The organism is Janthinobacterium lividum, from assembly GCF_034424625.1.
Classification (GTDB): domain Bacteria; phylum Pseudomonadota; class Gammaproteobacteria; order Burkholderiales; family Burkholderiaceae_D; genus Janthinobacterium; species Janthinobacterium lividum.
Window position 1 is genome coordinate 2,896,718 of sequence record NZ_CP139976.1, and the last position, 25,041, is coordinate 2,921,758.

At 61.3% G+C, this 25,041-nt stretch carries 20 protein-coding genes and 2 riboswitches; of the genes, 15 read left to right on the top strand and 5 right to left on the bottom strand.

Going from position 1 to position 25,041, the window contains the following annotated elements:
• Window positions 1–48: 48 nt before the first annotated feature.
• Window positions 49–1,170 carry a glycine cleavage system aminomethyltransferase GcvT gene (gcvT, locus tag U0004_RS13210; protein WP_070257398.1) on the bottom strand — a complete coding sequence of 374 codons (1,122 nt, stop codon included), beginning with the start codon at window positions 1,168–1,170 and terminating at the stop codon, window positions 49–51.
• Window positions 1,171–1,244: 74 nt separating this feature from the next.
• Window positions 1,245–1,350, bottom strand: a riboswitch (glycine riboswitch).
• A 28-nt stretch (window positions 1,351–1,378) separates the two neighbouring features.
• Window positions 1,379–1,465: riboswitch (glycine riboswitch) on the bottom strand.
• A 169-nt stretch (window positions 1,466–1,634) separates the two neighbouring features.
• Here gcvT and U0004_RS13215 point away from each other — a divergent pair.
• From U0004_RS13215 to def, 7 genes are all read left to right on the top strand, one after another.
• Window positions 1,635–2,207 carry an ATP-dependent Clp protease proteolytic subunit gene (locus tag U0004_RS13215; RefSeq protein ID WP_070257426.1) on the top strand — a complete coding sequence of 191 codons (573 nt, stop codon included), beginning with the start codon at window positions 1,635–1,637 and terminating at the stop codon, window positions 2,205–2,207.
• 147 nt (window positions 2,208–2,354) lie between these two features.
• Entirely contained in the window at window positions 2,355–2,990 is a 636-nt protein-coding gene (locus U0004_RS13220; RefSeq protein WP_230521963.1) for a phosphatase PAP2 family protein, read from the top strand.
• Window positions 2,991–3,174: 184 nt separating this feature from the next.
• Entirely contained in the window at window positions 3,175–6,702 is a 3,528-nt protein-coding gene (gene smc / locus U0004_RS13225) for a chromosome segregation protein SMC (RefSeq protein ID WP_071653689.1), read from the top strand.
• Entirely contained in the window at window positions 6,699–7,862 is a 1,164-nt protein-coding gene (locus U0004_RS13230) for a cell division protein ZipA C-terminal FtsZ-binding domain-containing protein (protein WP_070257395.1), read from the top strand. Before smc ends, U0004_RS13230 begins: the two co-directional genes overlap by 4 nt.
• Window positions 7,863–7,876: 14 nt before the next feature.
• Window positions 7,877–10,243, top strand: a complete 2,367-nt coding sequence (ligA, locus tag U0004_RS13235) for an NAD-dependent DNA ligase LigA (RefSeq protein ID WP_070257394.1) — start codon at window positions 7,877–7,879, stop codon at window positions 10,241–10,243.
• A gap of 25 nt (window positions 10,244–10,268) precedes the next feature.
• Window positions 10,269–11,162 carry a UTP--glucose-1-phosphate uridylyltransferase GalU gene (gene galU / locus U0004_RS13240; protein WP_034784160.1) on the top strand — a complete coding sequence of 298 codons (894 nt, stop codon included), beginning with the start codon at window positions 10,269–10,271 and terminating at the stop codon, window positions 11,160–11,162.
• Window positions 11,159–11,695 carry a peptide deformylase gene (def, locus tag U0004_RS13245; RefSeq protein WP_034784158.1) on the top strand — a complete coding sequence of 179 codons (537 nt, stop codon included), beginning with the start codon at window positions 11,159–11,161 and terminating at the stop codon, window positions 11,693–11,695. The genes galU and def overlap by 4 nt, the downstream gene beginning before the upstream one ends.
• Before the next feature lie 78 nt (window positions 11,696–11,773).
• Here the strand turns inward: def and U0004_RS13250 are convergent, their stop codons facing one another.
• The 4 genes from U0004_RS13250 to map form a co-directional block, all read right to left on the bottom strand.
• The gene (locus U0004_RS13250) at window positions 11,774–12,538 is read right to left on the bottom strand and encodes a flagellar brake protein (RefSeq protein ID WP_080753528.1); all 765 of its coding nucleotides are present in this window, start codon (window positions 12,536–12,538) and stop codon (window positions 11,774–11,776) included.
• A 152-nt stretch (window positions 12,539–12,690) separates the two neighbouring features.
• Window positions 12,691–13,440 (bottom strand): pseudouridine synthase, encoded by a 750-nt coding sequence (locus U0004_RS13255; RefSeq protein ID WP_034752263.1) that lies wholly within the window; start codon window positions 13,438–13,440, stop codon window positions 12,691–12,693.
• A 43-nt stretch (window positions 13,441–13,483) separates the two neighbouring features.
• Complete coding sequence (locus U0004_RS13260; RefSeq protein WP_070257393.1) at window positions 13,484–16,051, bottom strand: [protein-PII] uridylyltransferase; 2,568 nt, start codon at window positions 16,049–16,051, stop codon at window positions 13,484–13,486.
• Between the two features lie 47 nt (window positions 16,052–16,098).
• Window positions 16,099–16,911, bottom strand: coding sequence for a type I methionyl aminopeptidase (map, locus tag U0004_RS13265; protein ID WP_070257392.1), 813 nt, complete (start codon window positions 16,909–16,911; stop codon window positions 16,099–16,101).
• Between the two features lie 400 nt (window positions 16,912–17,311).
• Between map and rpsB the strand changes: the two genes are divergently transcribed.
• The 8 genes from rpsB to rseP all read left to right on the top strand — a co-directional run bounded on the left by rpsB (window position 17,312) and on the right by rseP (window position 24,975).
• Entirely contained in the window at window positions 17,312–18,064 is a 753-nt protein-coding gene (rpsB, locus tag U0004_RS13270) for a 30S ribosomal protein S2 (RefSeq protein WP_010397614.1), read from the top strand.
• A gap of 158 nt (window positions 18,065–18,222) precedes the next feature.
• A complete protein-coding gene (tsf, locus tag U0004_RS13275) occupies window positions 18,223–19,134 on the top strand; it encodes a translation elongation factor Ts (protein WP_034784153.1) in 912 nt (303 codons plus the stop codon).
• Window positions 19,135–19,281: 147 nt separating this feature from the next.
• Window positions 19,282–19,998: a UMP kinase gene (gene pyrH / locus U0004_RS13280; RefSeq protein ID WP_034752258.1), complete on the top strand. Its 717-nt coding sequence runs from the start codon at window positions 19,282–19,284 to the stop codon at window positions 19,996–19,998.
• A gap of 165 nt (window positions 19,999–20,163) precedes the next feature.
• Window positions 20,164–20,724, top strand: coding sequence for a ribosome recycling factor (gene frr, locus U0004_RS13285; protein WP_034784152.1), 561 nt, complete (start codon window positions 20,164–20,166; stop codon window positions 20,722–20,724).
• Between the two features lie 99 nt (window positions 20,725–20,823).
• Window positions 20,824–21,591 (top strand): polyprenyl diphosphate synthase, encoded by a 768-nt coding sequence (gene uppS / locus U0004_RS13290; RefSeq protein WP_034784151.1) that lies wholly within the window; start codon window positions 20,824–20,826, stop codon window positions 21,589–21,591.
• On the top strand, window positions 21,591–22,424 hold the full coding sequence (locus tag U0004_RS13295; protein WP_070257391.1) for a phosphatidate cytidylyltransferase: 834 nt from the start codon (window positions 21,591–21,593) through the stop codon (window positions 22,422–22,424). The genes uppS and U0004_RS13295 overlap by 1 nt, the downstream gene beginning before the upstream one ends.
• Before the next feature lie 8 nt (window positions 22,425–22,432).
• On the top strand, window positions 22,433–23,617 hold the full coding sequence (gene ispC / locus U0004_RS13300) for a 1-deoxy-D-xylulose-5-phosphate reductoisomerase (RefSeq protein WP_070257390.1): 1,185 nt from the start codon (window positions 22,433–22,435) through the stop codon (window positions 23,615–23,617).
• Window positions 23,614–24,975, top strand: a complete 1,362-nt coding sequence (gene rseP / locus U0004_RS13305) for an RIP metalloprotease RseP (RefSeq protein WP_034784146.1) — start codon at window positions 23,614–23,616, stop codon at window positions 24,973–24,975. The genes ispC and rseP overlap by 4 nt, the downstream gene beginning before the upstream one ends.
• Window positions 24,976–25,041: the final 66 nt, after the last annotated feature.

Below are 25,041 nucleotides of genomic sequence, written 5' to 3' on the forward strand. Positions count from 1 at the left end.
TTCGTTATTGATTATGGTTGTACGGTCTTGCGGGCGGCTCTAATACGCTTACGCAGCCAGGATTTTACCGTTACGCACGAAAGGCAGCTTGACAACGGAAGCGGCCAGCTGCTTGCCGCGGATTTCCACGTGCACGGTGTCGCCCACGTTCACGCCGTTCGGCACGCGCGCCAGGGCAATCGCTTCCTGCATCGTCGGGCTGAAGGTGCCGCTGGTGATTTCGCCCGTGGCTTCGCTGCTGGCGATGATGACTTTCTGGTGGGCGCGCAGCACGCCGCCTTTTTCGCGCAGGATCAGGCCCACGAATTGCGCGTTCTGGCCTTTGGCCAGCAGGGCGGCCTTGCCGATGAAGTCGCGCTCGCTGACCAGGTCGATGGTCCACGCCAGGCCCGCGTCGAGCGGGTTGACGGTTTCATCCATGTCCTGGCCGTACAGATTCATGCCCGCTTCCAGGCGCAGGGTATCGCGCGCGCCCAGGCCCGCCGGCTTGACGCCGGCCGCTGCCAGGGCGTTCCACAGCGCTTCCACCTGGGTGGCGGCCACGCCGATTTCAAAGCCGTCTTCGCCCGTGTAACCGGTGCGCGCCAGCATGACTTCGCCGAAAGCCGTGTCCTTGACGATGACGACGTTGAATGGCTTGATGGCTTCGGAGGCCGCTTGCGTTTCCGGCAGTACTTGCCACACCTTGGCGCGGGCGTTCGGGCCTTGCACGGCGACCAGCGCCATGGCGTCATTGCCGTCGCGGCGCTGGGTGATCGTCAGACCGCTGTTGGTGCTGGTATTTTGCTGCTGCATCCAGGCCACGTCTTTTTCCGCCGTGCCCGCGTTGACGACCAGGCGGAACCAGTTTTCATTGAAGAAGTAGACGATCAAGTCATCGATGACGGTACCTTCGGCATTGAGCATGCACGAGTACAGCGCCTTGCCCGACACTTGCAGCTTGTCAACGTTGTTGGCCAGCAAGCCGCGCAGGAAAGCGCGCACGTTCGGACCTTCGATATCGACCACGCACATATGGGACACGTCGAACATGCCGGCGTCGCCGCGCACGGCATTGTGTTCTTCGATTTGCGAGCCGTAGTTGACGGGCATGTCCCAGCCGCCGAAATCGACCATGCGGGCGCCGAGGGCACGGTGGGCGTTATTGAGTGGGGTCGCTTTGAGCGTCATGGATTCCTCGGGACGAAGGTAAAAGGGGAGTTAACAAAACATAGAATAGCCAAACACGGCTTTCCAGCGTGATCACTGACCCCCCTGTCCTTTGTACCTGAGAGATTACGGGGGCTTGCCCCGTGCGCCCCTTCGGTGGGCCGCCGGCAATAGCCGCGGCCGCTCTCCAGAGTTGAGCTGAAACGTGTCGCCAAAGCAACAGCTTCAGTCCGCCTGATCGGTCCTTTTGCCTGAGAGTTTTTGGGTAGTGCCCCTTCGGCGGCAACGCTGGTTTGCCCTCTCCCGATCAAGTGGGAGGAATATATGCCAGCAGGGTGTTTCTGTCAATCTGAAAAGACGTTGCCAAATTGCAGCAAAAGCCCCGGTTTGCGGGGCTGGGAGGGGCGCTGGCCCGGTGCAAAAGGGCGCCCGGCCACGCGGGAATGCGCTATGATGAAATCCTGGCTTTCTTGCGGGTGCCTGCCATGAACACTACACAAAGCGAGACGCAAAACAACACCGAGCAGCATGGTTACTTTACCCTCTCGGGCGACGTCAACAGCGATATGGTGCGGCGCGTCTTCAACGCCGTGGCCGACATCACGGAAGACAAGCTTACCACCGCGCACATTTTGATCCAGTCCAACGGCGGTTATGTCAGCGATGGCATCTGTCTGTACAACTTTCTCAGCAAGTTGCCGCTCGACATCATTACCTACAATGCGGGTGCCGTGGCGTCCATCGCCGTCACCCTGTTCCTGGCGGGGCGGCACCGCCACGCCAGCGACACGGCCCGCTTCATGGTGCACAAGTCGCATGCGACAGCCTCGCCCGGATCGCGCCCCGACGCGCTCAGCATCATCGTGGAGGGCTTGCGCGCCGACGACATGCGCACCGAGCGCATCCTGCGCGGCCACGTCAACCTGACGGAAGAGCAGTGGCAGGTGCACGCGTATTCCGACCTGCATCTGACGGCCGACCAGGCGCTGGAAGTGGGGATGATCGAATCGATCCGCGACTTTGCGCCGCCCAAGGGCAAGCGCTTGACGAATATCTGACGCGTGCCTTGCAATGCCCGGCGGATGGTTTCGGCGTGGAAATTTTGTAATCGAATGTAATTCTTCGCTGCAGCACAGCAAAAGCCGCGCGGAACAGCACTGAGTCGTGGCATAGTGCAAGCTGATCATGAAATAAGTGCAGGCACGATGACTTGGTGGAATGGAATTTCTTTTGCGGCCGATATGGCCGTGATGGGGCCGGCTGGCGTGGCGATCGCCCTGTGGCTGCTCGTTTCGCGCCAGTGGCGCCTGGTACTGAGCTGGAGCCTGTGGTACGGCGGCGGCCTGGCCCTCGTGGTGCTGTCGAAGCTGGCCTTCATGAGCTGGGGTGTGGGCAGCAGCGTGCTCGATTTTACGGGTTTCAGCGGCCACGCCATGCGCGCCGGCGCCGTGTTTCCCGTGCTGATGTATGTGCTGCTGCAGCGGGCCGCACCGCGCTGGCGCCATGCCGGCGTGCTCGTCGGCGTGGCGTTTGCCGTGCTGGTGGCTATTTCCCGCGTGGTCGTCCATGCGCACAGCGTGTCGGAAGCCGTCAGCGGCTGCGTGCTGGGCCTGGCGCTGGCGCTGGGCTTCATGTGGAATGCCCGCGGCACCGTCAATTTCGCCGTCAGCCATGCGCTGGCCCTGGCCAGCCTGGTGCTGATGGTGGTGCTCAGCTTCAAGGCCGAACCCATGCCGACCGAGCAATGGCTGCAAAAACTGGCCCTGGTGCTGTCCGGCCATGAGCGTGTTTTTTCCCGCGAAGACTGGAAACTGGCACAGGATGGCCGCCCAGCCCCATGATGCGGGGCAGGCTGGCGCCTGGCGCCACGGTTTTTTGGCCAGAAAAGCATCAGGAAATGGTATGATGAACCACTTTTTTTGCGGTGCATGGCCAGACAGCCGCCGCGATGGTGCATCTGAAGTGAATATGAACCGGGTTCACCCATAATATAACCGCCAGCATAGGCCAGGAACTCTAAAACACGTGCGTCTCTCTTCCATCAAGTTGTCGGGATTTAAGTCTTTCGTCGATCCCACCAATTTCCAGGTGCCAGGCCAGCTCGTGGGCGTGGTCGGGCCGAATGGCTGCGGCAAGTCGAACATCATCGACGCCGTGCGCTGGGTGCTGGGCGAATCGAAAGCGTCGGAACTGCGCGGCGAGTCGATGCAGGACGTCATTTTCAATGGTTCCACGCACCGCAAGCCGGCCGGCCGCGCCTCGGTCGAGCTGGTATTCGACAACAACGATGGCAAGGCCTCGGGCCAATGGGGCCAGTACGCCGAGATCGCCGTCAAGCGCACCCTGACGCGCGACGGCACGTCCACCTATTACATCAATGGCCAGCCCGTGCGCCGGCGCGACATCCAGGATATTTTCCTTGGCACGGGCCTCGGTCCGCGCGCCTACGCCATCATCGGCCAGGGCATGATTTCGCGCATCATCGAATCGCGCCCCGAAGAATTGCGCGTCTTCCTGGAAGAGGCGGCCGGCGTCTCCAAATACAAGGAACGCCGCCGCGAGACGGAAAACCGCTTGCAGGACACGCGCGAGAATTTGCTGCGCGTGGAAGACATCTTGCGCGAACTCAATGCCAACCTGGAAAAGCTGGAAGCGCAGGCGGCCGTGGCCACCCGTTTCCACGCCTTGCAGGCGGACCAGGAAGAAAAACAGAAACTGTTGTGGTTGCTGCGCAAGAACGAGGCGCAAAACGAGCAGACGCGCTATTTCCGCGAAGTGGAACAGGCGCAGACGGACCTGGAAGAGCAGACGGCCAAGCTGCGCAACGTCGAGCTGACCCTGGAGCAGATGCGCCAGGCGCACTTTGCTGTGGGCGACCGTTTGCACACGGCGCAAGGCCATCTGTACCAGACGAATGCGGAAATCGGCAGCCTGGAAGCGCAGATCAAGTTCGTCATCGAATCGCGCGCGCGCCTGCAGGCGCAGCTGGCGACCTTGACGGCCCAGCGCGACCAGTGGACGCAGCAAGGCGGCGAATACCAGGAACAGATCGAAGAGGCGGAATTTCATCTCGAAGAGCTGGCTGCCAAGGTCGAGCAATCGCAAATGATGGCGGAGCAGAAGGGCGAGCAATTGCCCGAGCTGGACGCCGCCTGGCGCGCCGCGCAAAACAAGAGCACGGAATCGCGCGCGCGGATCATGCAGGCCCAGCAGCAGCTGGAACTGGAATCGGCACACCAGCGCAACGCCTCGAACATCCTGGCCAGTCTCCTGAGCCGCCGCGAGCGCCTGCAGCATGAAAAGAACAGCCTGAGTTTGCCCGACAGCAGCCATCTGGAAAACCTGAAACTGCAGCTGGAAGAAAAGCAGCAAACGCTGGAAGAACAGGGTTTCTACCTGGAAGAGGCGCTGGAGCAGCAGCCCAAATTGGAGCAGGAACGGATGGAGGCGCAGGCGCAAGTCAATGCCGAAACAGCCGCCAACGCCCAGCTGGAAGCGCGCCTTTCCGCTTTGAAACAATTGCAGGAACGGGTACAGACCCAGGGCAAGGTTCAGCCATGGCTGAAAAAGCACGAGCTCGACACCTTGCCGCGCCTGTGGCAAAAGCTGCAGATCGAAGCGGGCTGGGAAGCGGCCATGGAATCGATCTTGCGCGAGCGCACGTCGGCCCTGCAACTGTCGAACATCGACTGGGCCAAGGCATTCTTTGCCGACGCGCCGCCGGCCAAGCTGGCCCTGTATGCGCCATCCACCGTGGCGCCGCTGCCGATGCCGGAAGTGGCGGGTCTGAAACCGTTCCTGAACTTGCTCAAACTCAATGATCCGGGCTTGCGCGGCTTGCTGCAGGATTGGCTGTACAACGCCTACGCCGTGGAAGACGCAGCCGAAGCCCTGGCCGAACGCGCAAAATTGCCGCCAGGCGGCTACTTCGTCACGCGTGCCGGTCACGTGGTCACGGCCACCAGCGTGCGCTTCTATGCGGCTGATTCGGAGCAGGAAGGCATGCTGGGCCGCCAGCAGGAAATCGAGAATATCGGCAAACAGTTGCGCGCCCAGCAATTGCTGGCCGAAGAGGCGCGCGCCCGTTCCGTACGGGCCGACGCGGCCGTGGGGGCCTTGACGCGCAACCTGTCCGACCTGCGCCTGCGCATCCAGCAACTGACGGCGTCCGTGCATACCTTGCAGCTCGACGTGGTCAAATTGTCGGAAGTGGAAGCGCGTTTCAACCAGCGCAGCACGCAGATCGGCGCCGATCTGGCCGAAATCGCCGCGCAGGAAGCGGAACAGATGCAGACCAAGCTGGAATCGGAAGAAAAATTCGAACAGCTGGACATGGAGCTGGGCAACTTGCAGGAAGCGCACGAAGACGGCCATACGGACTTCCTGCAGAAGGAACAGCGCCTGGCCGAAGCGCGCGAAGCCTTGCGCGACCTGGAGCGGGCCGCCAAGGATACGGAATACGCGGAAAAAGCCCAGCGCGCGAAGATCGAGGAGTTGCGCCGCAACATCGCTACGGCCAGTACGCAGGCCCAGCAAGTGACTGCCAGCCTGCAGGCGGGCGAACTGGAACTGGCCAACCTGGAAAGCGGCGCGGCCGCCGACGGCTTGCAGGACTTGCTCGAGCGCCGCACGACGCAGGAGCGGGCGCTGGCCGATGCGCGCCATGAGCTCGATCAGATCACGCAGCAGCTGCGCCTGTCCGAAGATGCGCGTACGCAATCGGAACGCAGTCTGCAGCCGCAGCGCGACAAGATCATGGAAATGCAGCTCAAGGAACAGGCCGCGCGCCTGAACCAGGAGCAATTCGCCCAGCAATTGCTGGAGTCGGGTGCCGATGAAGCTGTCCTGACGGAAAAATTGCACCCGGACATGCGTCCGTCGTATCTGCAGGGCGAAGTGACGCGTTTGACGAATGCCATCACGGGCCTGGGCGCCGTCAACCTGGCCGCGCTGGACGAGCTGGCGCAGGCATCCGAGCGCAAGAATTTCCTCGATGCCCAGAATGCCGACCTGACGGAAGCGATCAATACGCTGGAAGACGCGATCCACAAGATCGACAAGGAAACGCGCGACTTGCTGCAAGACACGTTCGACAAGGTCAACCATCACTTTTCCGAGCTGTTCCCGATTCTGTTCGGCGGCGGCCAGGCGAAACTGACCATGACGGGCGACGAGATTCTCGATTCCGGTGTACAAGTCATGGCGCAGCCTCCCGGCAAGAAAAATGCCACCATCCACCTGTTATCGGGTGGAGAGAAAGCGCTGACCGCGACCGCATTGGTGTTTTCCATGTTCCGCCTGAATCCGGCGCCGTTCTGCCTGCTCGACGAAGTCGATGCACCGCTGGACGATTCGAACACGGAACGCTTCTGCCGCATGGTCAAGCGCATGTCCGACCAGACCCAATTCCTTTTCATTTCGCATAACAAGATTGCGATGGAAATGGCCCATCAATTGATCGGTGTGACGATGCAGGAGCAGGGCGTATCGCGCATCGTGGCGGTGGACATGGAGTCCGCCGCAAATTTTGCAACCGAGGCACAAGCAGCATGACAGACCTTCAAATTACCTTGTTCGGCGCCGGCGGCGTCTTTATCGTCGGCGTTTTCTCGTATAACAAATGGCAGGAATACAAGGCCAAGAAAAGCGTGGAACGGGCTTTTTCCACTGACCACGACGACGTGCTGATGCGCGAGGGCGACGCCCCCGCGGTGGAAGCCCAGGAACCCGTCTTGCGCCAGGAGCCGCGCTTCGACGCGGCGCCCGCCGCCAAGGCCGAACCATCGTTCGGCGCACCGCCAGCGGCCCCCGTACCTGACGCGCCCGTGCATGCGGAACCGTCGCTGGCCGATGCCGACCCTGCACCCGCCGCTCCTGCCGCGCCGGCGCAGCAGGAAGTCAGCGCCGCCAGCGAACAGGCGACCAGCCTGGTCGACCCGCTGATCGATTGCCTGCTGCCCCTGTCGCTGGAAGCGCCCGTGCGCGGGGACAAGATCCTGCCCGTGCTGCAAACCCTGCGCCTGGTGGGTAACAAGCCCGTGCACTTCATCGGTTTGCACGTGAATGGCGACTGGGAACCGATCACGCATGGCGGTGTCTACACCAAGATGCAGGGCGGCGTGCAGCTGGCCAGCCGCAGCACGGCCTTGAATGAACTGGAATACTCGGAACTGGTCACGCGCCTGCGCGGTGTGGCCGACGAGATCGGCGCCGAGCCGGAAGTGCCCGACATGATGGAAGTGATGGCTGAAGCGCGCAATCTGCACCGTTTCGTGGCCGGTCACGATGCCCAGCTGGGCGTGAACCTGCACACGAATGGCGCGCCATGGGCCATTTCCACCTTGCTGTTCGCGTTGGAAAAACAGGGCTTTGACGTGCGTCCTGATGGCCGTTTCGTCATGCCGGACGGCGACGGCGGCTATCTGTTCTCGCTGTCGACGAATGTCACCCTGGCCGAAGAAACGACGCCACGCCTGACCCTGTTGCTGGACGTGCCATGCGTGGCGCCTGCACGCGACGGCTTCGGCGCCATGGTCGCCTGCGCCAAGGCATTGGTGGGCCGCCTGGACGCGACCATCGTCGACGATTACAACCAGGCCTTGTCCGATGCGGCGCTGGCCGAGATCGCCGGCCAGGTGCAAGAGTTTTACCAGGAAATGGACGCGGCCGACATTCCGGCCGGCTCCACCCGCGCCCTGCGTTTATTTAGCTGAAGAATCCCGCAACAATGACTGATCCGATCAACCAGGACGCCGCAGCGCGGAATGCCGCCCAGCGCGTCCTGGCACTCACGGCCGAACTCAATCGGCATCTGCACGCCTATCACGTGCTCGACAATCCCACCATCCCCGACGCCGAGTACGACAAGCTGTTTGTCGAACTGCAAGCGCTGGAAGCGGCCCATCCGGAACTGCGCACGCCCGATTCGCCCACCTTGCGCGTGGGCGCGGCGCCCTTGCCGCAATTTGAGCAAGTCACGCACACGGTGCCGATGCTGTCGCTGAATAATGGTTTCTCCGATGACGATATCGTCCATTTCGACCGCCGCGTGCGCGAAGGCCTGGACCTTGACGGTGCAGAGGTCGACTATGCGGCCGAAGTGAAATTCGACGGCCTGGCCATCAACCTGCGCTATGAAAACGGCCTGTTCGTGCAGGCGGCCACGCGCGGCGACGGCGCCACGGGCGAAGACGTGACGGCGAATATCCGCACCATTTCCGGCATCCCGCTGCGCCTGCATGGCGACAAGATTCCTGCCGTGCTCGACGTGCGCGGCGAAGTGATGATGTTCAAGGCCGATTTTGCCCGTTTGAACGAACGCCAGCGCGAAGCGGGGCAGAAGGAATTCGCCAACCCGCGCAACGCGGCCGCCGGCAGCCTGCGCCAGCTCGATTCGCGCATCACGGCGCAGCGCAAGCTGCGTTTCTATGCGTATGGCATCGGCGCCCTCGATGGCGCCGCCATGCCGGTGTCGCATTCGGCCTTGCTGGACTGGTACGAAACGCTGGGCATCCCCGTGTCGAAGGAGCGCAAGGTGGTGCAGGGCGCGCAGGGCTTGCTGGCATACTACGCCGATATCGGCGCGCGCCGGCCCGTCTTGCCCTACGAAATCGACGGCGTGGTCTACAAGGTGAATGCGACAGAAGACCAGCAGGAACTGGGCTTTGTGTCGCGCGCGCCGCGTTTTGCGCTGGCGCACAAGTTCCCCGCCGAAGAAGCGCTGACGCAGGTGCTGGGCATCGATATCCAGGTGGGCCGCACGGGTGCCATGACACCCGTGGCGCGCCTGGCGCCCGTGTCCGTGGGCGGCGTGACGGTAACCAACGCCACCTTGCACAATGAAGATGAAGTGCTGCGCAAGGATGTGCGCGTGGGCGACACCGTCATCGTGCGCCGCGCCGGCGACGTGATTCCCGAAGTGCTGAGCGTGGTGCTGGAAAAGCGCCCGGAACCGGCGCCGCTGCCGTTCAAGATGCTGGAAGCGTGTCCCGTCTGCGGCTCACACGTGGTGCGTGAAGAGGGCGAGGCGATTGCCCGCTGCTCGGGTGGCCTGTTCTGCTCGGCGCAGCGCAAGGAAGCGTTCCGCCATTTTGCGGGCCGCCGCATGATGGATATCGAAGGCCTGGGCGAACGTTATATCGATACCCTGGTCGAACTGGAATACGTGCATGGCTTGGCCGACTTGTACGGCCTGACCCTGGATAAACTGCTGGAAATGAAAGTGCGCGCCGACGAGCGCGACGGTTCGACGCCTGAAACAGTGCAACAAGGCAAGATTCCTACCAAGTGGGCGGAAAATCTGCTGGCCGGCATCGAGGCGAGCAAGCGCCCGCCGCTTGAACGGTTCCTGTTCGCACTGGGCATCCGCCACGTGGGAGAATCGACGGCCAAGACCCTGGCCGAATGGCTGGGCAGCCTGGCGTATGTACGCAAAGCGCCGGCGGCCTTGCTGCGCGTGCTGCCCGACATCGGCGGCACCGTGGCCGAATCGATCGCCGACTTCTTTGCGGAAGAAAAGAACCAGCAGGCGCTGCAGGCATTGCTGGATGCGGGTGTCACGCCGCAAGGCGAACATGCGCCCAGCGCCAAGCTGCGCACGCAGCTGGAACAAACCACCTTGCTGGCCGCCATCGGCATCCCGAAGCTGACGGAGCCGCGCAGCAAGCAGCTGGTGGAGCGGGGCGTGACCCTGGCCAGCCTGGCTGCGCAAGGCGCCAGCTTCCATGCGGGCTTGCCCGCCGCCGTGGCCGAATCGCTGGCGCAATGGCTGGCCGATGAGGGCAATGTCAAGCTGCTTGGTCAACTGGACGCCCTGAGAAATGAATTACTGTCACAATTGCCTGAAATGCCAGCCGCTGGCGGCAGACTGGACGGCAAGACTTTCGTCCTGACGGGCACCTTGCCCAACATGAGCCGCGACGAAGCCGCGGAGCTGATCGAGGCGGCCGGTGGCAAGGTCAGCGGTTCTGTATCGAAGAAGACAGGCTATGTCGTGGCCGGTTCGGATGCCGGCAGCAAGCTGGCCAAGGCCCAGGAGCTGGGTGTGGCCATACTCGACGAGGCTGGCTTGCTGGCTCTGCTGGCGCAGGACTAATCATTCAAAATACTACAGAAGACCCATGAAAAAAATCAGAAAAGCAGTTTTCCCCGTCGCCGGCCTGGGCAGCCGTTTCTTGCCAGCGACCAAGGCGCAACCGAAGGAAATGCTCCCCATCGTCGACAAGCCATTGATCCAGTACGCGGTGGAAGAAGCCGTGGCGGCCGGCATCACGGAAATGATCTTCATCACGGGCCGCAACAAGCGCGCCATCGAAGACCATTTCGATACGGCCTACGAGCTGGAGTCGGAACTGGAAGCGGCCGGCAAGCGCCAGTTGCTCGACATGGTGCAAAACGTCATTCCCAAGCACATCAATTGCATTTACATACGCCAGTCGGCGCCGCTGGGCCTGGGGCATGCCGTGCTGTGCGCCCGTCCCGTGATCGGCGACGAGCCGTTTGCCGTCTTGCTGGCCGACGATTTCATGGATGTGGAAGAGGGCGTGCGCCCCGTGCTGGCGCAGATGACCGATGTCTTCCAGTATGAAAATTGCTCGCTGCTGGCGGTGCAGGATGTGCCGCGCGCGGAAACCAAGCAGTACGGTATTGTCTCGGCAAAGAATTATCAGCCGGACCTCGAATTGGTCTCGGCCATTGTGGAAAAGCCTGCGCCCGAAGAGGCGCCATCGACCCTGGCCGTGGTGGGCCGTTATGTGCTGACCAGCCGTATCTTTAACCACCTGGAAAATATCGGCACGGGCGCCGGCGGCGAAATCCAGTTGACGGACGGCATTGCCGCCCTGATGCGCGAAGAGCGCGTGCTGGCTTACCGCTACCAGGGGCAGCGTTATGATTGTGGCTCCAAGCTAGGCTACCTGAAGGCAACGACGGCGATGGGCATGAAACATCCGGAAACGGGCGCGGCCTTCCGCACTTACTTGCAAGAACTGCAATCGGCACTGGAAGTAAAATGACCGTACGTGAAATCCTCAAGATGGGCGATCCGCGTTTGTTGCGCATGGCCGAGCCTGTGCGTGAATTCGACACGCCCGAATTGCATGCCTTGATCGCCGACATGTTCGACACCATGCATGCGGCCAATGGCGCGGGCCTGGCGGCGCCGCAGATCGGCGTCAACCTGCAGCTGGTGATCTACGGCTTCAAGCAAAACCTGCGCTATCCCGACGCGCCGCAAGTGCCTGAAACCGTGCTGATCAACCCTGTGCTGACGCCTTTGTCGGAACGCAAGGAAGAGGGCTTTGAAGGCTGCCTGTCCGTGCCCGGCCTGCGCGGCAGCGTGCCGCGCTGGAGTGAACTGCATTACGAAGGCGTGGACCAGTTCGGCCAGCCCATCAGCCGCGACTGCGACGGCTTCCATGCCCGCGTGGTGCAGCACGAGGTCGACCACTTGCACGGCATTCTGTATCCGATGCGTATCGTTGACTTTACCCAGTTCGGCTATACGGAAGTGATGTTTCCCGAGTTGGATCCGAACGACGACGACTAGGCGCCGCATACCAGTCGACGATAAAACAATGGCCGCGCAGCATGAGCTGGGCGGCCATTTTTTATGCCTGAAGCAAACCTAGCGTACCTTGCGGCTGCTGCCCAAGTTATCCAGCAGCATCTTTAATTCATCCTGCATGGCATCCGTCAGGTTCAGGAAGCGGCAGCCGATCTGCACCTGTTCTCCCAGCAGGAAGGAGCGGAAGGTGCGCGACAGGCGGATTTCCAGGTCGGCGATCATGACCTTGTTTGGCCCCAGTTCCAGGCGCACGCGCGACAGCTTGCGCCCCACGTACAGGCCCACCGTGTCGCGCGGATGGGCGCGCATGCCGATGCCGCCGGCCGAGAAATCATACAGCTGCAATTCATACGGACGACCTTCGAGCACGAAGGCGGCCAGGTAGTACACGCCCAGCGGCGTTTCCAGGCGCGTCGATTCGCGCCGTTCCAGCACCAGGCAATGGCTGGGGAAGTTGGTCAGATACACGTTCGGCCGCTCGGGATACGCCTGCCATTCGCCATTGATGGTGAATTGCAGCTTGGCGCTTTGCACCCACGATACAAACGTGGCACCGCCTTCGGGCAGGGTAGCGCCTTCATTGAGTTCCAGCACGAATTGCGGCAAGTCGTCGTCGACGGACAGGATGCGCGCCATGATGACGTCTTCGCCGCCCGTCGGGTAGATGGAGATGGCGTCGCCATTGTCAGCCAGGCTGCACAGGGTTTCGCCGATATCCCACGGATCGCTCATATGGTGCGGCTTGGTGCCGGGCGCCATCGGCTCGGCCACGTCAGCCAGGCTGGGCGCGCCTTTGCGCAGGGGATTGGGAATGGGATCGTTCACGACAGCGTATCTCTTTTGTTCTAATGGGGAATAGTGTATAGGTTTAAAGCAATATTTACTAAGTAAATCACAATAATTGTTTTTATATCACTATATTCCTGTTGCTTATGCGGAATGGCACGCCGCGCGGCATGCCATCCAGATGTCGCCGCTTAAAATTGTTCGTCCGCGCTCAGGTAACGCCATTGGCCTGTCGGCAAGTCGCCCAGCTTGACCTTGCCGATGCGCACGCGTTTCAGGCCCAGCACTTTCAGGCCCACGGCTTCGCACATGCGGCGGATCTGGCGTTTCTTGCCTTCGCGCAGGGTAAAGCTCAGCTGGTCTTCGTTTTGCCAGCGCACCTTGGCCGGCAACAGCGGCTTGCCGTCGAGCCACAGACCGTGGTTGAGCTTTTTCAGTTCGCTGTCGGGCAGGGTGCCGCCCTTGGTGTAGCTCACGCGCACCAGGTATTCCTTGTCGATATCGGTATCGTGGCCGATCAGCTGCTTGGCCACGCGGCCGTCCTGCGTCAGGACCAGCAAGCCGACGGAATCGATGTCCAGTCGGCCGGCCGCCACCAGGCTGCGCAGTTGCGTGGGGTGGAACTGTTCCGGGCTGCGGTCTTCCGCCCAGCGGTTTTCCGCCTTGATCAGGGCCACGGCAGGCGTGTAGCCGTCTTCCGCCTGGCCGCTGACATAGCCGACCGGTTTGTTGATCAGCACGGTCACCCGCTTCGACTGCTCGGCCGCCGCCTGGCGTTCCACGGTGACTCTCTGGCTCGGGTAGACCTTGCTGCCCAGTTCGGACACCACCTTGCCGTCCACACGGACCCAGCCGCGCGCGATCCATTCATCGGCTTCGCGGCGGGAGCACAGGCCCAGTTCGGACATGCGTTTGGACAAGCGTAATAATTCTTCGGTCATGTTGTTTCAGTTTCAGTAAAGGTAGGCGCTGCGCGGGAGGTCATCAAACCTTTAGCGCATCGAGTAAATCGGTTTCCAGCAATATCTGGTTGCGGGCATTGTTGAGCGCGGGACCGTCGACGAGGAAGACGTCTTCGACCCGCTCGCCCAGGGTCATGATCTTGGCCGTGTGCAAGTTAATGCGGTACTTGGTCAGCACGTTGGCGATCGCATACAGCAAGCCCGTGCGGTCGTTGGCCGCCACCGACAGCAAATAGTACTGGCCCCGCTCGTCGGGCCGCAAATCCACGGTCGGTTGGAAGGGGAAGGTGCGCGACAGGCGCGACAGCCGTCCCTTGCCCGGTGGCGGCAGCGGCGTTTGCGACTGCAGCAGTTCGCCCAGTTCATGCTCGATCAGGCTGATGATGTCGCGGTAGCTCTTGGCGAAGTTTTGCTCGGTGACAAGGAACGTATCGAGCGCATAGCCATTCTTTGTCGTGTGGATCTTCGCGTCGAGAATGCTGAAGTTCTTGCGGTCGAAATAGCTGCAGATGCGCGCGAACAGGTCGGGCTGGTCGGGAATGTACACGGCCACCTGCAAACCTTCGCCTATGGGCGCCAGCCGGCATTTTACCACCGGCAACTTACTGTCGAGCTTGTCATACAGCGAGCGCGTCTGCCATGCGATGTCGGACGCGTCGTGGCGCAGGAAATACGCCACGTCCAGCTGCTGCCACAGTTTCAGGTGGGCATCCGGCGGCAAGCCGTACAGGCGCAGGGTGGCCAGCGCTTCCTGCTGGCGGTTCTTCAGCTCGCGGTCGGCCGTGTGCGGCTCGCCGCCCAGCACGCGCAAGGTGATCTTGTACAGGTCTTCCAGCAGCTTGCCCTTCCAGGCATTCCACACTTTCGGGCTGGTGCCGCGGATGTCTGCTACCGTCAGCAGGTACAGGCCCGTCAGGTGGCGCTCGTCCTTGACCACTTTCGCAAAGGCGGCGATGACGTCGGGATCGGAGAGATCCTGCTTTTGCGCCACTTGCGACATGGTCAGGTGATTTTCCACCAAGAAAGCCACCAGTTCCGTGTCTTCCGCCGACAGGCCGTGGTCCTGGCAGAACTGGGTGGCGTCGGCCACGCCCAGCTTCGAGTGGTCACCGCCGCGGCCCTTGGCGATGTCGTGGAACAGGGCCGCCACGTACAGCAGCCACGACTGCGAGAAATCGGCCATCAGCTGGCTGCAGAACGGGTATTCGTGCGCGTGCTCGCTCATCGTGAAGCGGCGCATGTTGCGCACCACCATCAAAATGTGCTGGTCGACCGTGTACACGTGGAACAGGTCGTGCTGCATCTGGCCCACGATGCGGCGGAAATTCGGCAGGTAGCGCCCCAGGATGCTCATCTCGTTCATGCGCCGCAGCGCATGGATGATGCCCACCGGGGCTTGCATGATGCGCAGGAAGAGGGCGCGGTTGGCGGGATCCTGGCGGAAGGGGGCGTCGATCTTGAAGCGCGCATGCCACAGGGCCCGCGTGGCGCGCGACGTCATGCCCTTCAGGGCGGGGCGTTCCGTCATCAGCACGAAGACTTCCAGCATGGCCGACGGGTATTGCTCGAACGTATCGTCAGCGCTGATGTCGATCAGGCTGTTGACTTCATTGAAGCGTTCGTTGATGGACACCGCCACGTCGTCTTGCGGAAACAATCGTGCCTCGATGTTTTGCAGCAGAATCGTGTTGAGCTGGGTCACCGTCTTGGCGGCCCAGTAGTAGCGCTGCATCAAGAATTCGCTGGCGCGGCGCATGTGCGGACCGCTGCCCGTCGCTTGCAGGCCCAGCGATTCGGCGATGGCCGTCTGCACGTCGAACACGAGGCGGTCTTCGCGCCGTCCCGCATGCAGGTGCAGGCGCACGCGGATATCCTTGAAGGCGCGCTCCTTTTCCATCAGCTGGCGCGCTTCCGTCAGGGTGATCAGGCCGCCCGTGGCCAGCGTGCGCCACGAGTTCGCCAGGCCGGCCGCCTTGGCCACCCACAGGATCACCTGCAAGTCGCGCAGGCCGCCCGGGCTTTCCTTGCAATTCGGTTCCAGGCTGAAGGCCGTGTCTTCGTATTTGGCATGGCGCTGGCGCATTTCCGCCGTTTTCGCCTGGAAGAATGCCTGCGGATCCATGGCTGCGTCATAGCGCTGCTGCAATTGCGCGAACAGGTCCGCGTTGCCGCACACGAGGCGCGCTTCGAGCAAGCTCGTTTGCACGGTGATGTCGGCCTTCGATTCGACCATGCATTCATCCACTGTGCGGATGCTGTGGCCGATTTCCAGGCCCAGATCCCACAGCAGTTGCACCAGTTCCTCGAGCTTTTCCTGCGTGGCCGCATCGGGCGCCTGTTGCAGCAGGATCAGCAGGTCGACGTCGGAATAGGGAAATAGTTCTCCGCGGCCATAACCGCCCACGCCGACCAGGGCCGTGCCGGGCGGCAAGCCGGCTTCCTGCCAGGCACGCGCCAGCACGCCGTCGACGCTGTGGCGCAGGCTGCGCAGCAGTTTTTCAGGCTTGCCGTCGGCCTGGAAGGCCGCAATGACGACCTGGCGGTCGGCTTTCAGTTGCTGCTTCAGCTGTTCCCGAACTTGCTTTTTCATCTGGGCCCTGGGTGGCGGTGGGTCGGGGTGCGGTCAAGCCTGATGAATCAGGCTTTATTGCCGATCAAGGCGGGCGGCGGCGGCATGCCGGGCGAGACGGTCAGCACTTCATAGCCCGTTTCCGTCACCAGCACCGTGTGTTCCCATTGCGCCGACAGGCTGCGGTCCTTGGTTTTGATGGTCCAGCCATCGTTCATTTCGCGGATTTCGCGGCGGCCCGAGTTGATCATCGGTTCGACGGTAAAAATCATGCCCGCTTCCAGGCGCTCCAGAGTGCCTGGCTTGCCGTAGTGCAACACTTGCGGCTCTTCATGGAAAACCTTGCCGATGCCGTGGCCGCAGAATTCGCGCACCACGCTGTAGCCGGCCTTCTCGGCATGCTGCTGGATGGCGTGGCCGATATCGCCCAGGTGGGCGCCCGGCTTGATCTGGTCGATGCCCAGCCACATGCACTCATAGGTGATTTCCGACAGGCGCTTGGCCAGGATGGTCGGTGTGCCGACGAGGAACATGCGGCTGTTGTCGCCGTGGTAGCCATCCTTGATGACGGTGATGTCGAGGTTGACGGAATCGCCGCTCTTGAGGACCTTGTCGCCGGGAATGCCGTGGCAGATGACGTCGTTGACGGAGGTGCAGATGGCTTTCGGATACGGCGTGTAGCCGGGCGGGCAATAGTTCAGCGGGGCAGGGATGGTGCCCTGCACGTTGACCATGTATTCGTGGCACAGGCGGTCCAGTTCGCCGGTCGTGACGCCGACCTTGACGAAGGGGGTGATGTAGTCGAGTACTTCGGCGCCGAGCTTGCCGGCAACGCGCATGCCTTCGATGTCGGCGGCGCTATTGATACGGATGGTGGACATGGTGTATTTCGCAATCTGCAAGAATTCAGGTGAAAAGCACAGACGATTTCTGCTGTATGGGAAAAAGTCTGCAAATATGTCGAAATTATAAACGAGGCGCCCTGAATCCGCCGCCTCCTTCCTATGGCCGGGCAGGGATTTGTGGGGGAAGTGGCGGCCAGCAGACGGCGGCGCCACACCTTGCACCAGCATGGTGCATTGGGTGTTTCCGCAGGGCGCGCGATTTGCAGTGCGGACTTGATGCGGCGGGCATTTCGGTGTAGAATCCCGGGTTGCTTGAATTCTCTTTTAAGCAATGCAGTAAAACAGTGTCTTTAATTTATATAAACACGCGAATCCGGTCGACAAGGGTGCCTGTATGGTGACTGATCGGATTCCAGACCCAACCCTGGAGTTAATAATGTCCGTAACAATGCGCGAAATGCTGGAAGCCGGTGTCCACTTTGGTCACCAAACCCGTTTTTGGAATCCAAAAATGGCACCGTTCATCTTCGGCCATCGCAACAAGATCCACATCATCAACCTGGAAAAAACCATGGCGATGTACCAGGACGCAATGAAGCACGTGCGTCAACTGGCTGCAAACCGTGGCACCATCCTGATGGTTGGCACCAAGCGTCAAGCTCGCGAAATCATCGCTGCTGAAGCACAACGCGCTGGCGTGCCTTTCGTTGATCAACGTTGGTTGGGCGGCATGCTGACCAACTTCAAAACGATCAAAACCTCGATCAAGCGTCTGAAAGACATGGAAGTGATGATCGAAGATGGTTCGATCGAGAAGCTGTCGAAAAAAGAAGCGCTGATGTTCTCCCGCGAAATGATCAAGCTGCAAAAATCGATCGGCGGCATCAAGGACATGGGCGGCATTCCTGACGCAATCTTCGTCGTCGACGTCGGCTACCACAAAGGTGCGATCACCGAAGCAGCTAAACTGGGTATCCCGGTCATCGGCGTTGTCGATACCAACCACTCCCCAGAAGGCGTGAACTTCGTGATCCCAGGTAACGATGACTCCTCGAAAGCCATCATGTTGTACGCTCGCGGTGTTGCTGATGCAATCATCGAAGGCCGTGCAGCTGCCGGTAACGAAGTTGTTGAAATGGTTAAAGCAGCCGCTGGCGACGAATTCGTCGAAGTAAACGAACAGGCTTAATGGCCAGGCTATCGCAAGATAGCCGTTTGTAAGCACAGCAGTAAGGGAAAAGGGGTGGCAGCAGCTCCCCCTTTTTTTTAACAAAAAAACGATAGTGACCGCTGGCGAGGCATGCATGCCCGGCCGCGACTATCGACTCACCGAATCAGGAGAAACACATGGCAGCGATTACAGCAGCGATGGTAGGCGAATTGCGCGGCAAAACCGACGCACCAATGATGGAATGCAAAAAAGCACTGACCGAAGCCGATGGCGACATGGCTCGTGCGGAAGAGATCCTGCGCGTCAAACTGGGCGGCAAGGCATCGAAAGCATCGGCACGCATCACCGCTGAAGGCGTCGTGGCAACCTACATCGCCAATGGCGTAGGCGCCCTGGTCGAAGTGAACTCGGAAACCGACTTTGTTGCGAAAAACGACGATTTCCTGGCACTGGCCAACAACGCTGCCCGTCTGGTAGCAGAACACAACCCGGCTGACGTAGCTGCCCTGCTGGCCCTGCCACTCGATGGCAAGACCCTGGAAGACGTGCGCGCTGCCCTGATCGGCAAAATCGGCGAAAACATGACCATCCGCCGCTTCCAGCGTTTCGAAACCAGCAACAAGCTGGCTTCGTACCTGCACGGTTCGCGCATTGGCGTGATCGTCGAATTCGACGGCGCCGATGAGCAAGTCGGCAAAGACGTGGCCATGCACATCGCTGCCATGAAGCCAGTGTCGCTGTCCTCGAACGAAGTTCCTGCGGAACTGATCGAAAAAGAGCGTTCGGTTGCACAACTGAAAGCCGAAGAAGACGCAGCCAAAGCGGCCGCCGAAGGCAAGCCAGCGCAATCGCCGGAAATCCTGGCCAAGCGCCTGGAAGGTTCCGTACAGAAGTTCCTGAAAGAAGTTTCCCTGCTGAACCAAGCTTTCGTGAAAAACGACAAGCTGTCGGTTGAGCAAATGCTGAAGGCGGCTAACACCAGCGTCAAAGGTTTCGCCATGTACGTAGTGGGCGAGGGCATCGAGAAGAAGCAAGACGACTTCGCAGCAGAAGTCGCAGCACAGATGGCTGCCTCCCAGGGAGCGTAAGTAAAGCGGGCCGAGAGGCCCGTTTTTTTGGCCCGCCCGCACCTGTCGTGCCGGGCGGCGGCATGGGCAGCCCCGCGCGCCTATCCGGCGCTGCAAGGCGCTGCGCCATGTCATACTCGAATAACCTCATTTATGGAGCCCCAGCTCATGTCAAAACCAGCCTACAAGCGCGTCCTCCTCAAGTTGTCCGGCGAAGCCCTGATGGGTGATGATCCCTACGGCATCAACCGCGCCACGATCGAGCGCATGGTGGCCGATGTGGCCGAGGTGGCGAAGTTGGGTGTGGAACTGGCAATCGTGATTGGCGGCGGCAATATCTTCCGCGGCGTCGCGCCTGGTGCGCAAGGCATGGACCGTGCCACCGCCGACTACATGGGCATGCTTGCCACGGTGATGAATGCACTGGCCCTGGCCGATGCCATGCGCCACGTCGGCATTACCGCGCGCGTCATGTCGGCCATCGGCATCGAACAAGTGGTCGAGCCGTACGTCCGCCCGAAAGCCCTGCAATACCTGGAAGAAGGTAAAGTGGTGGTCTTCGCCGCCGGCACCGGCAATCCATTCTTCACCACCGACACGGCAGCTGCCCTGCGCGGTTCCGAGATCAGCGCCGAGATCGTCCTGAAGGCCACCAAGGTCGACGGCGTCTACACGGCCGATCCGAAGAAGGATCCGAACGCCACCCTGTTCCACACGATTACGTTCGACGACGCCATCGCCAAGCACCTGCAAGTGATGGATGCCACGGCATTCGCCCTGTGCCGCGACCAGAAACTGCCGATCAAGGTGTTTTCGATCACCAAGCCGGGCGCGCTGATGCGCGTCATCATGGGTGAAGACGAAGGCACCCTGGTACACGTATAAGGGAAGCGGAGCGCCGAGAAACCGCCCATGGCTGCGTTGCAGCGCCTCGCCGTACATTAAGGCGCTGCGCCTTGCCCTGAACGGTTTTCGGCACTCCCGGCTGCGGTACCATTCAAGCCGCAAGCGCAATAGAATATTCATTATTATCAAGACAAGGAGTAGGTAATGTCCTTAGCTGACGTTAAAAAGAACACCCAGGAACGCATGACGAAGTCGCTGGAAACACTGCGGGCCGATCTGGCCAAAGTGCGTACCGGCCGCGCCCATACGGGTATCCTGGACCACGTGATGGTCGATTACTACGGTTCGCCGACGGCGCTGACCCAGGTCGCCAACGTGACCCTGATCGACGCGCGCACCATCGGTGTGCAGCCGTACGAAAAGAAGATGGCCAACACCATCGAGAAAGCCATCCGCGACGCCGACCTGGGCTTGAACCCATCGGCACAGGGCGACCTGATCCGCGTTCCGACGCCGCCGCTGACGGAAGAGCGCCGCAAGGAAATGGTCAAGCTGGTCAAGAGCGAGGCGGAAGACGCGAAGATTGCCGTGCGTAATATTCGCCGCGATGCGAACGAGTCGCTGAAGAAACTGGTCAAGGAAAAAGCCTGCTCCGAGGACGATGAGCGCCGCTCGTCGGAAGAAGTGCAGAAACTGACGGACAAGTTTATTGCTGACATCGACAAGATGGTCGTCGACAAAGAAAAAGAAGTACTGACGGTCTAGTTTTCAGTCCTTTTGACACTGCCCGGGAAAGCATGGCTTTTCCGGGCAGTGCTATTTGGCGCATAATAGCTATCTTTTATTTTTGGTATTCGTGTTTTCATGATCTATTCGAGTTCGACAACGGCAGTACCTGAGGTGGGCACGGTGCCGCGCCATGTGGCAATCATTATGGATGGCAATGGTCGCTGGGCAACCAAGCGCTTCCTGCCCCGCGTGGCTGGCCACGTCAAGGGCGCCGACGCCGTGCGCGGCATCGTCGAGACTTGCCTCGACCGCGGTGTCGAATATCTGACCCTGTTTGCCTTCAGTTCGGAAAACTGGCGCCGCCCGGAAGAAGAGGTGTCGATGCTGATGCGCCTGTTCGTCACGATGCTGGAACGTGAAGTGGTCAAGATGCATGCCAGCGACATCCGCCTGAAGGTGGTGGGCGACCTGTCGCGCTTCAATGGCGAGCTGCAAACCCTGATCGCCAATGCGGAGCGCAAGACGGCGAACAACACGCGCCTGACGGTATCCATCTGCGCCAATTACGGCGGCCGCTGGGACATCATGCAGGCAGTCAACAAAATGACGGCCGAGGCGGCAGCCAATGGCCAGCCCGCCGCGCACGCTTATACGGAAGAGCAACTGGCGCCGCACCTGGCCATGGCCTACGCGCCCGAGCCCGACCTGTTCATCCGCACGGGCGGCGAGCAGCGCATTTCCAATTTCCTCCTGTGGCAACTGGCGTACACTGAGTTGTTTTTCACCGAGACTTTCTGGCCCGACTTCAATGACGAGTGCCTCGACGCGGCAATCGCGTCTTACCAGCAGCGCGAACGGCGCTTTGGCCGTACCAGCGCGCAATTAACTGAAAAGACAAACTGATGCTGAAAACACGGATAATCACCGCCCTGGTCTTGTTGGCGGTCTTGCTGCCGGTTCTGTATCTGAATTATTTCCCCGCCTTCGCCGTGATCGCCACGGCGTTCTTCGGCGCCGCCGTCTGGGAAAGCTTCCGCATTTTCAAAAATCGCCATGCGCTCGTGATTGCCGCCGTCTGGACTGCCGCCTTCGCGTATACGTTCTTTGCCGGTAACGGCATGGCGCAGCTCAATTTCTGGTTCGCCCTGTGCGTGGCCATCTGGCTGATCCGCTTCGTGCCCTCGCTGGCGACGGGCTTGCCGCCTACCGAAGGCCTGGGCAATACCTTGCTCAGCCTCGTGTATCCGGTGACCATCGTCGGCTGCTTCGTCGCCATCATCGCCCTGTTCCTGCATAGCCCCTTGTTCCTGCTGTCCGTCATGGCCCTCGTGTGGATCGCCGATATCGGCGCCTATTTCTCGGGCAAGGCTTTCGGCAAGCGCAAGCTGGCGCCAAGCATTTCCCCAGGTAAATCCTGGGAAGGTGCCATTGGCGGCGGCATCGCCGTGCTGGTCATTGCCGCCATCACCATCGTGGCCGCGCCATCGCTGCCGGTCTTGCAAGACACCTTTGCCGTGCAGCTGCAATTGCGCCGCGGTTGGCTGGTGGCCCTGCTGGTGCTGCTGCTGATCGTCGCCGCCAGCATCGTCGGCGACCTGTTCGAATCCCAATTGAAGCGCCGCGCCGGCATCAAGGACAGCAGCAGCCTGCTGCCTGGCCATGGCGGCGTACTCGACCGTATCGACGCGTTGATCCCGGTCCTGCCATTTGCCGCCCTCGTGGCCAGCTGGCTTTAAGGAAACTCATGCAATACATCACCATTCTTGGCGCGACCGGTTCGGTCGGCGTGTCCACCCTGGACGTGCTCGCGCGTCATCCGGAGCAATACAGCGTGTATGCGCTGAGCGCGCATACGCGTGTGGCCGAGCTGGCCGCCCAGTGCCTGCAATTTCGTCCCCAGCGCGCCGTCGTCGGCACGGCGGACGCCGCCCTTGAACTGACGCGCTTGCTGCGCGGGCAGGGCGTCGATACGCAAGTCGAGTACGGCGAGGAAGCCCTGTGCGCCATCGCCAGCGCGCCGCAAGTGACGGGCGTGATGGCGGCCATCGTCGGCGCGGCCGGCCTGGCGCCCACCCTGGCGGCGGCGCGTGCCGGAAAGAAAGTATTGCTGGCCAATAAAGAAGCGCTCGTCATGTCCGGCCAGCTGTTCATCGATGCCGTGCACGATAACGGCGCCGTGCTGCTGCCGATCGATAGCGAACATAATGCCATCTTCCAATGCATGCCGCACGCCCATGGCCGCGCGCCAGGCGCCGCAGGCGTGGCAAAAATCGTGCTCACCGCTTCCGGCGGCCCCTTCCTCACGCGTGACGTCGAAACGCTCGACTCGGTCACGCCGGACCAGGCGTGCAAGCATCCGACCTGGGCCATGGGGCGCAAGATTTCCGTCGATTCGGCCACCATGATGAACAAGGGCCTGGAAGTGATCGAGGCGCACTGGCTGTTCGGTGCCCCTGCCGAGCAGATCGAGGTACTGATCCACCCGCAAAGCGTGATCCATTCGATGGTGTCGTATGTCGATGGTTCCGTGCTGGCCCAGCTGGGCAATCCGGACATGCGCACGCCGATCGCGCATGCGCTGGCATATCCGCAGCGTATCGCTTCCGGCGTGGCGCAACTGGACCTGGCGCAAGTGGCTACCCTGCAGTTCGAGCGCCCCGACTTCCGCCGTTTCCCTTGCCTGGCGCTGGCGTTCGACGCCCTGCGCGCGGGCGGCACGGCGCCGGCCCTGCTGAACGCGGCCAATGAAGTGGCCGTGCAAGCCTTCCTCGACGAACAGATCGGCTTCCGCCAGATCGACCGGGTCATCGCGCACGTGATCCAGACGGTGCCGCATGGCGCCGCTTCCAGCATCGAGGCCGTGATGGAGCAGGACCGCCTGGCCAGAGCGGCTGCGCGAGCATACATCGCCCAGAGGCTGGCTGCATGACGCTCATCACCACGTTACTGGCCTTTATTGTCGCGCTCGGTTCACTGATTACCCTGCACGAGCTGGGCCACTACCTGGTGGCGCGCTGGTGCGGCGTAAAGGTGCTGCGTTTCTCGATCGGCATGGGAAAAGTGGTGTATTCGCGCAAGTTTGGCAAGGACCAGACGGAATGGGCTATTTCCGCGCTGCCGCTGGGCGGCTATGTGAGCATGCTCGACAGCCGCGCGCAAGACCTCAGCGACTTGCCGGAAAGCGAATTGCGCCGCGAATTCACGCGCCAGAGCGTGTGGCGCCGCATCGCCATCGTGGCCGCCGGCCCGCTGGCCAATTTCCTCGTCGCCATCGTGCTGTACGCGGGCCTGTTCATGCATGGCATCGAAGAGCCGTCGAGCAAGCTCGGCCCCGTGGCCGAGCAGACGGCCGCCTATGCGGCCGGCTTGCGCAGCGGCGATACGGTCGAAGCGGTGAATGGCAAGGCTGTGGCCAGCTGGTCCGAGCTGCGCTGGGAGCTGATCCAGGCCACGCTCGATAAGCAGCCGGCCCGCATCGAAGTGCGCCGGCCTGACCGCGGCGAGCAGGAAGCGACCTTGCCGACGGCCAGCCTGACGGAAACGGACCTGGAAGGCGATGTGCTGGGCAAGCTGGGCCTGACCCTGGCCCGTTCCGCGCCCACCCTGATGGAAATCATGCCCGGTGGCGCCGCTGCGCGCGCCGGCTTGCAGAAAGACGACCAGATCCTGGCCATCGACGAGCAGCCCGTGCACGACGTGGCGGCCGTTATCGCCACCCTGAGCCAGGCGCCGGGCCGGACCTTGCAATTGCAACTCTTGCGCCAGGGCCAGGACCTGACCCTGCCCATTACGCCGGACGCCGTGCCGGGCGCCGGGGCAGAGGGAGCTGTAACAGTTGGTAAGATACAGGCAAAGCTGGGGCAGGTGCCGGATATGATCACCGTGGCATCCGGACCGTTCGCCGCCGTGGGCAAGGCGTCCGCCAAGGTCTGGGATACCAGTGTCATGAGCCTGAAAATGCTGGGCAAGATGATCACCGGCCAGGTCTCGCTGAAGAATGTGACGGGACCCATTACCATCGCCGATTACGCGGGCCAGACGGCGCGCATCGGCCTGGTAAGCTACCTGAGCTTCATTGCCTTCATCAGTATCAGTCTGGGCGTGATGAATTTGCTACCCATTCCTGTTCTGGATGGCGGGCATTTGCTGTATTATTCGCTGGAAGTTTTGACCGGACGCCCCTTGCCGGAGCGCGTAGGCGAGATTGCCCAGCGCCTGGGGATCGGTTTGTTGCTGACCTTGATGGTGCTAGCCGTCTTTAATGACGTGTTGCGATTGCTGAATTAGGGCGGTGGTTGATGCCATTGCGTGAGTCGCACAAGCAATCTTTTGTGTATGTTGTCCATTGATTTA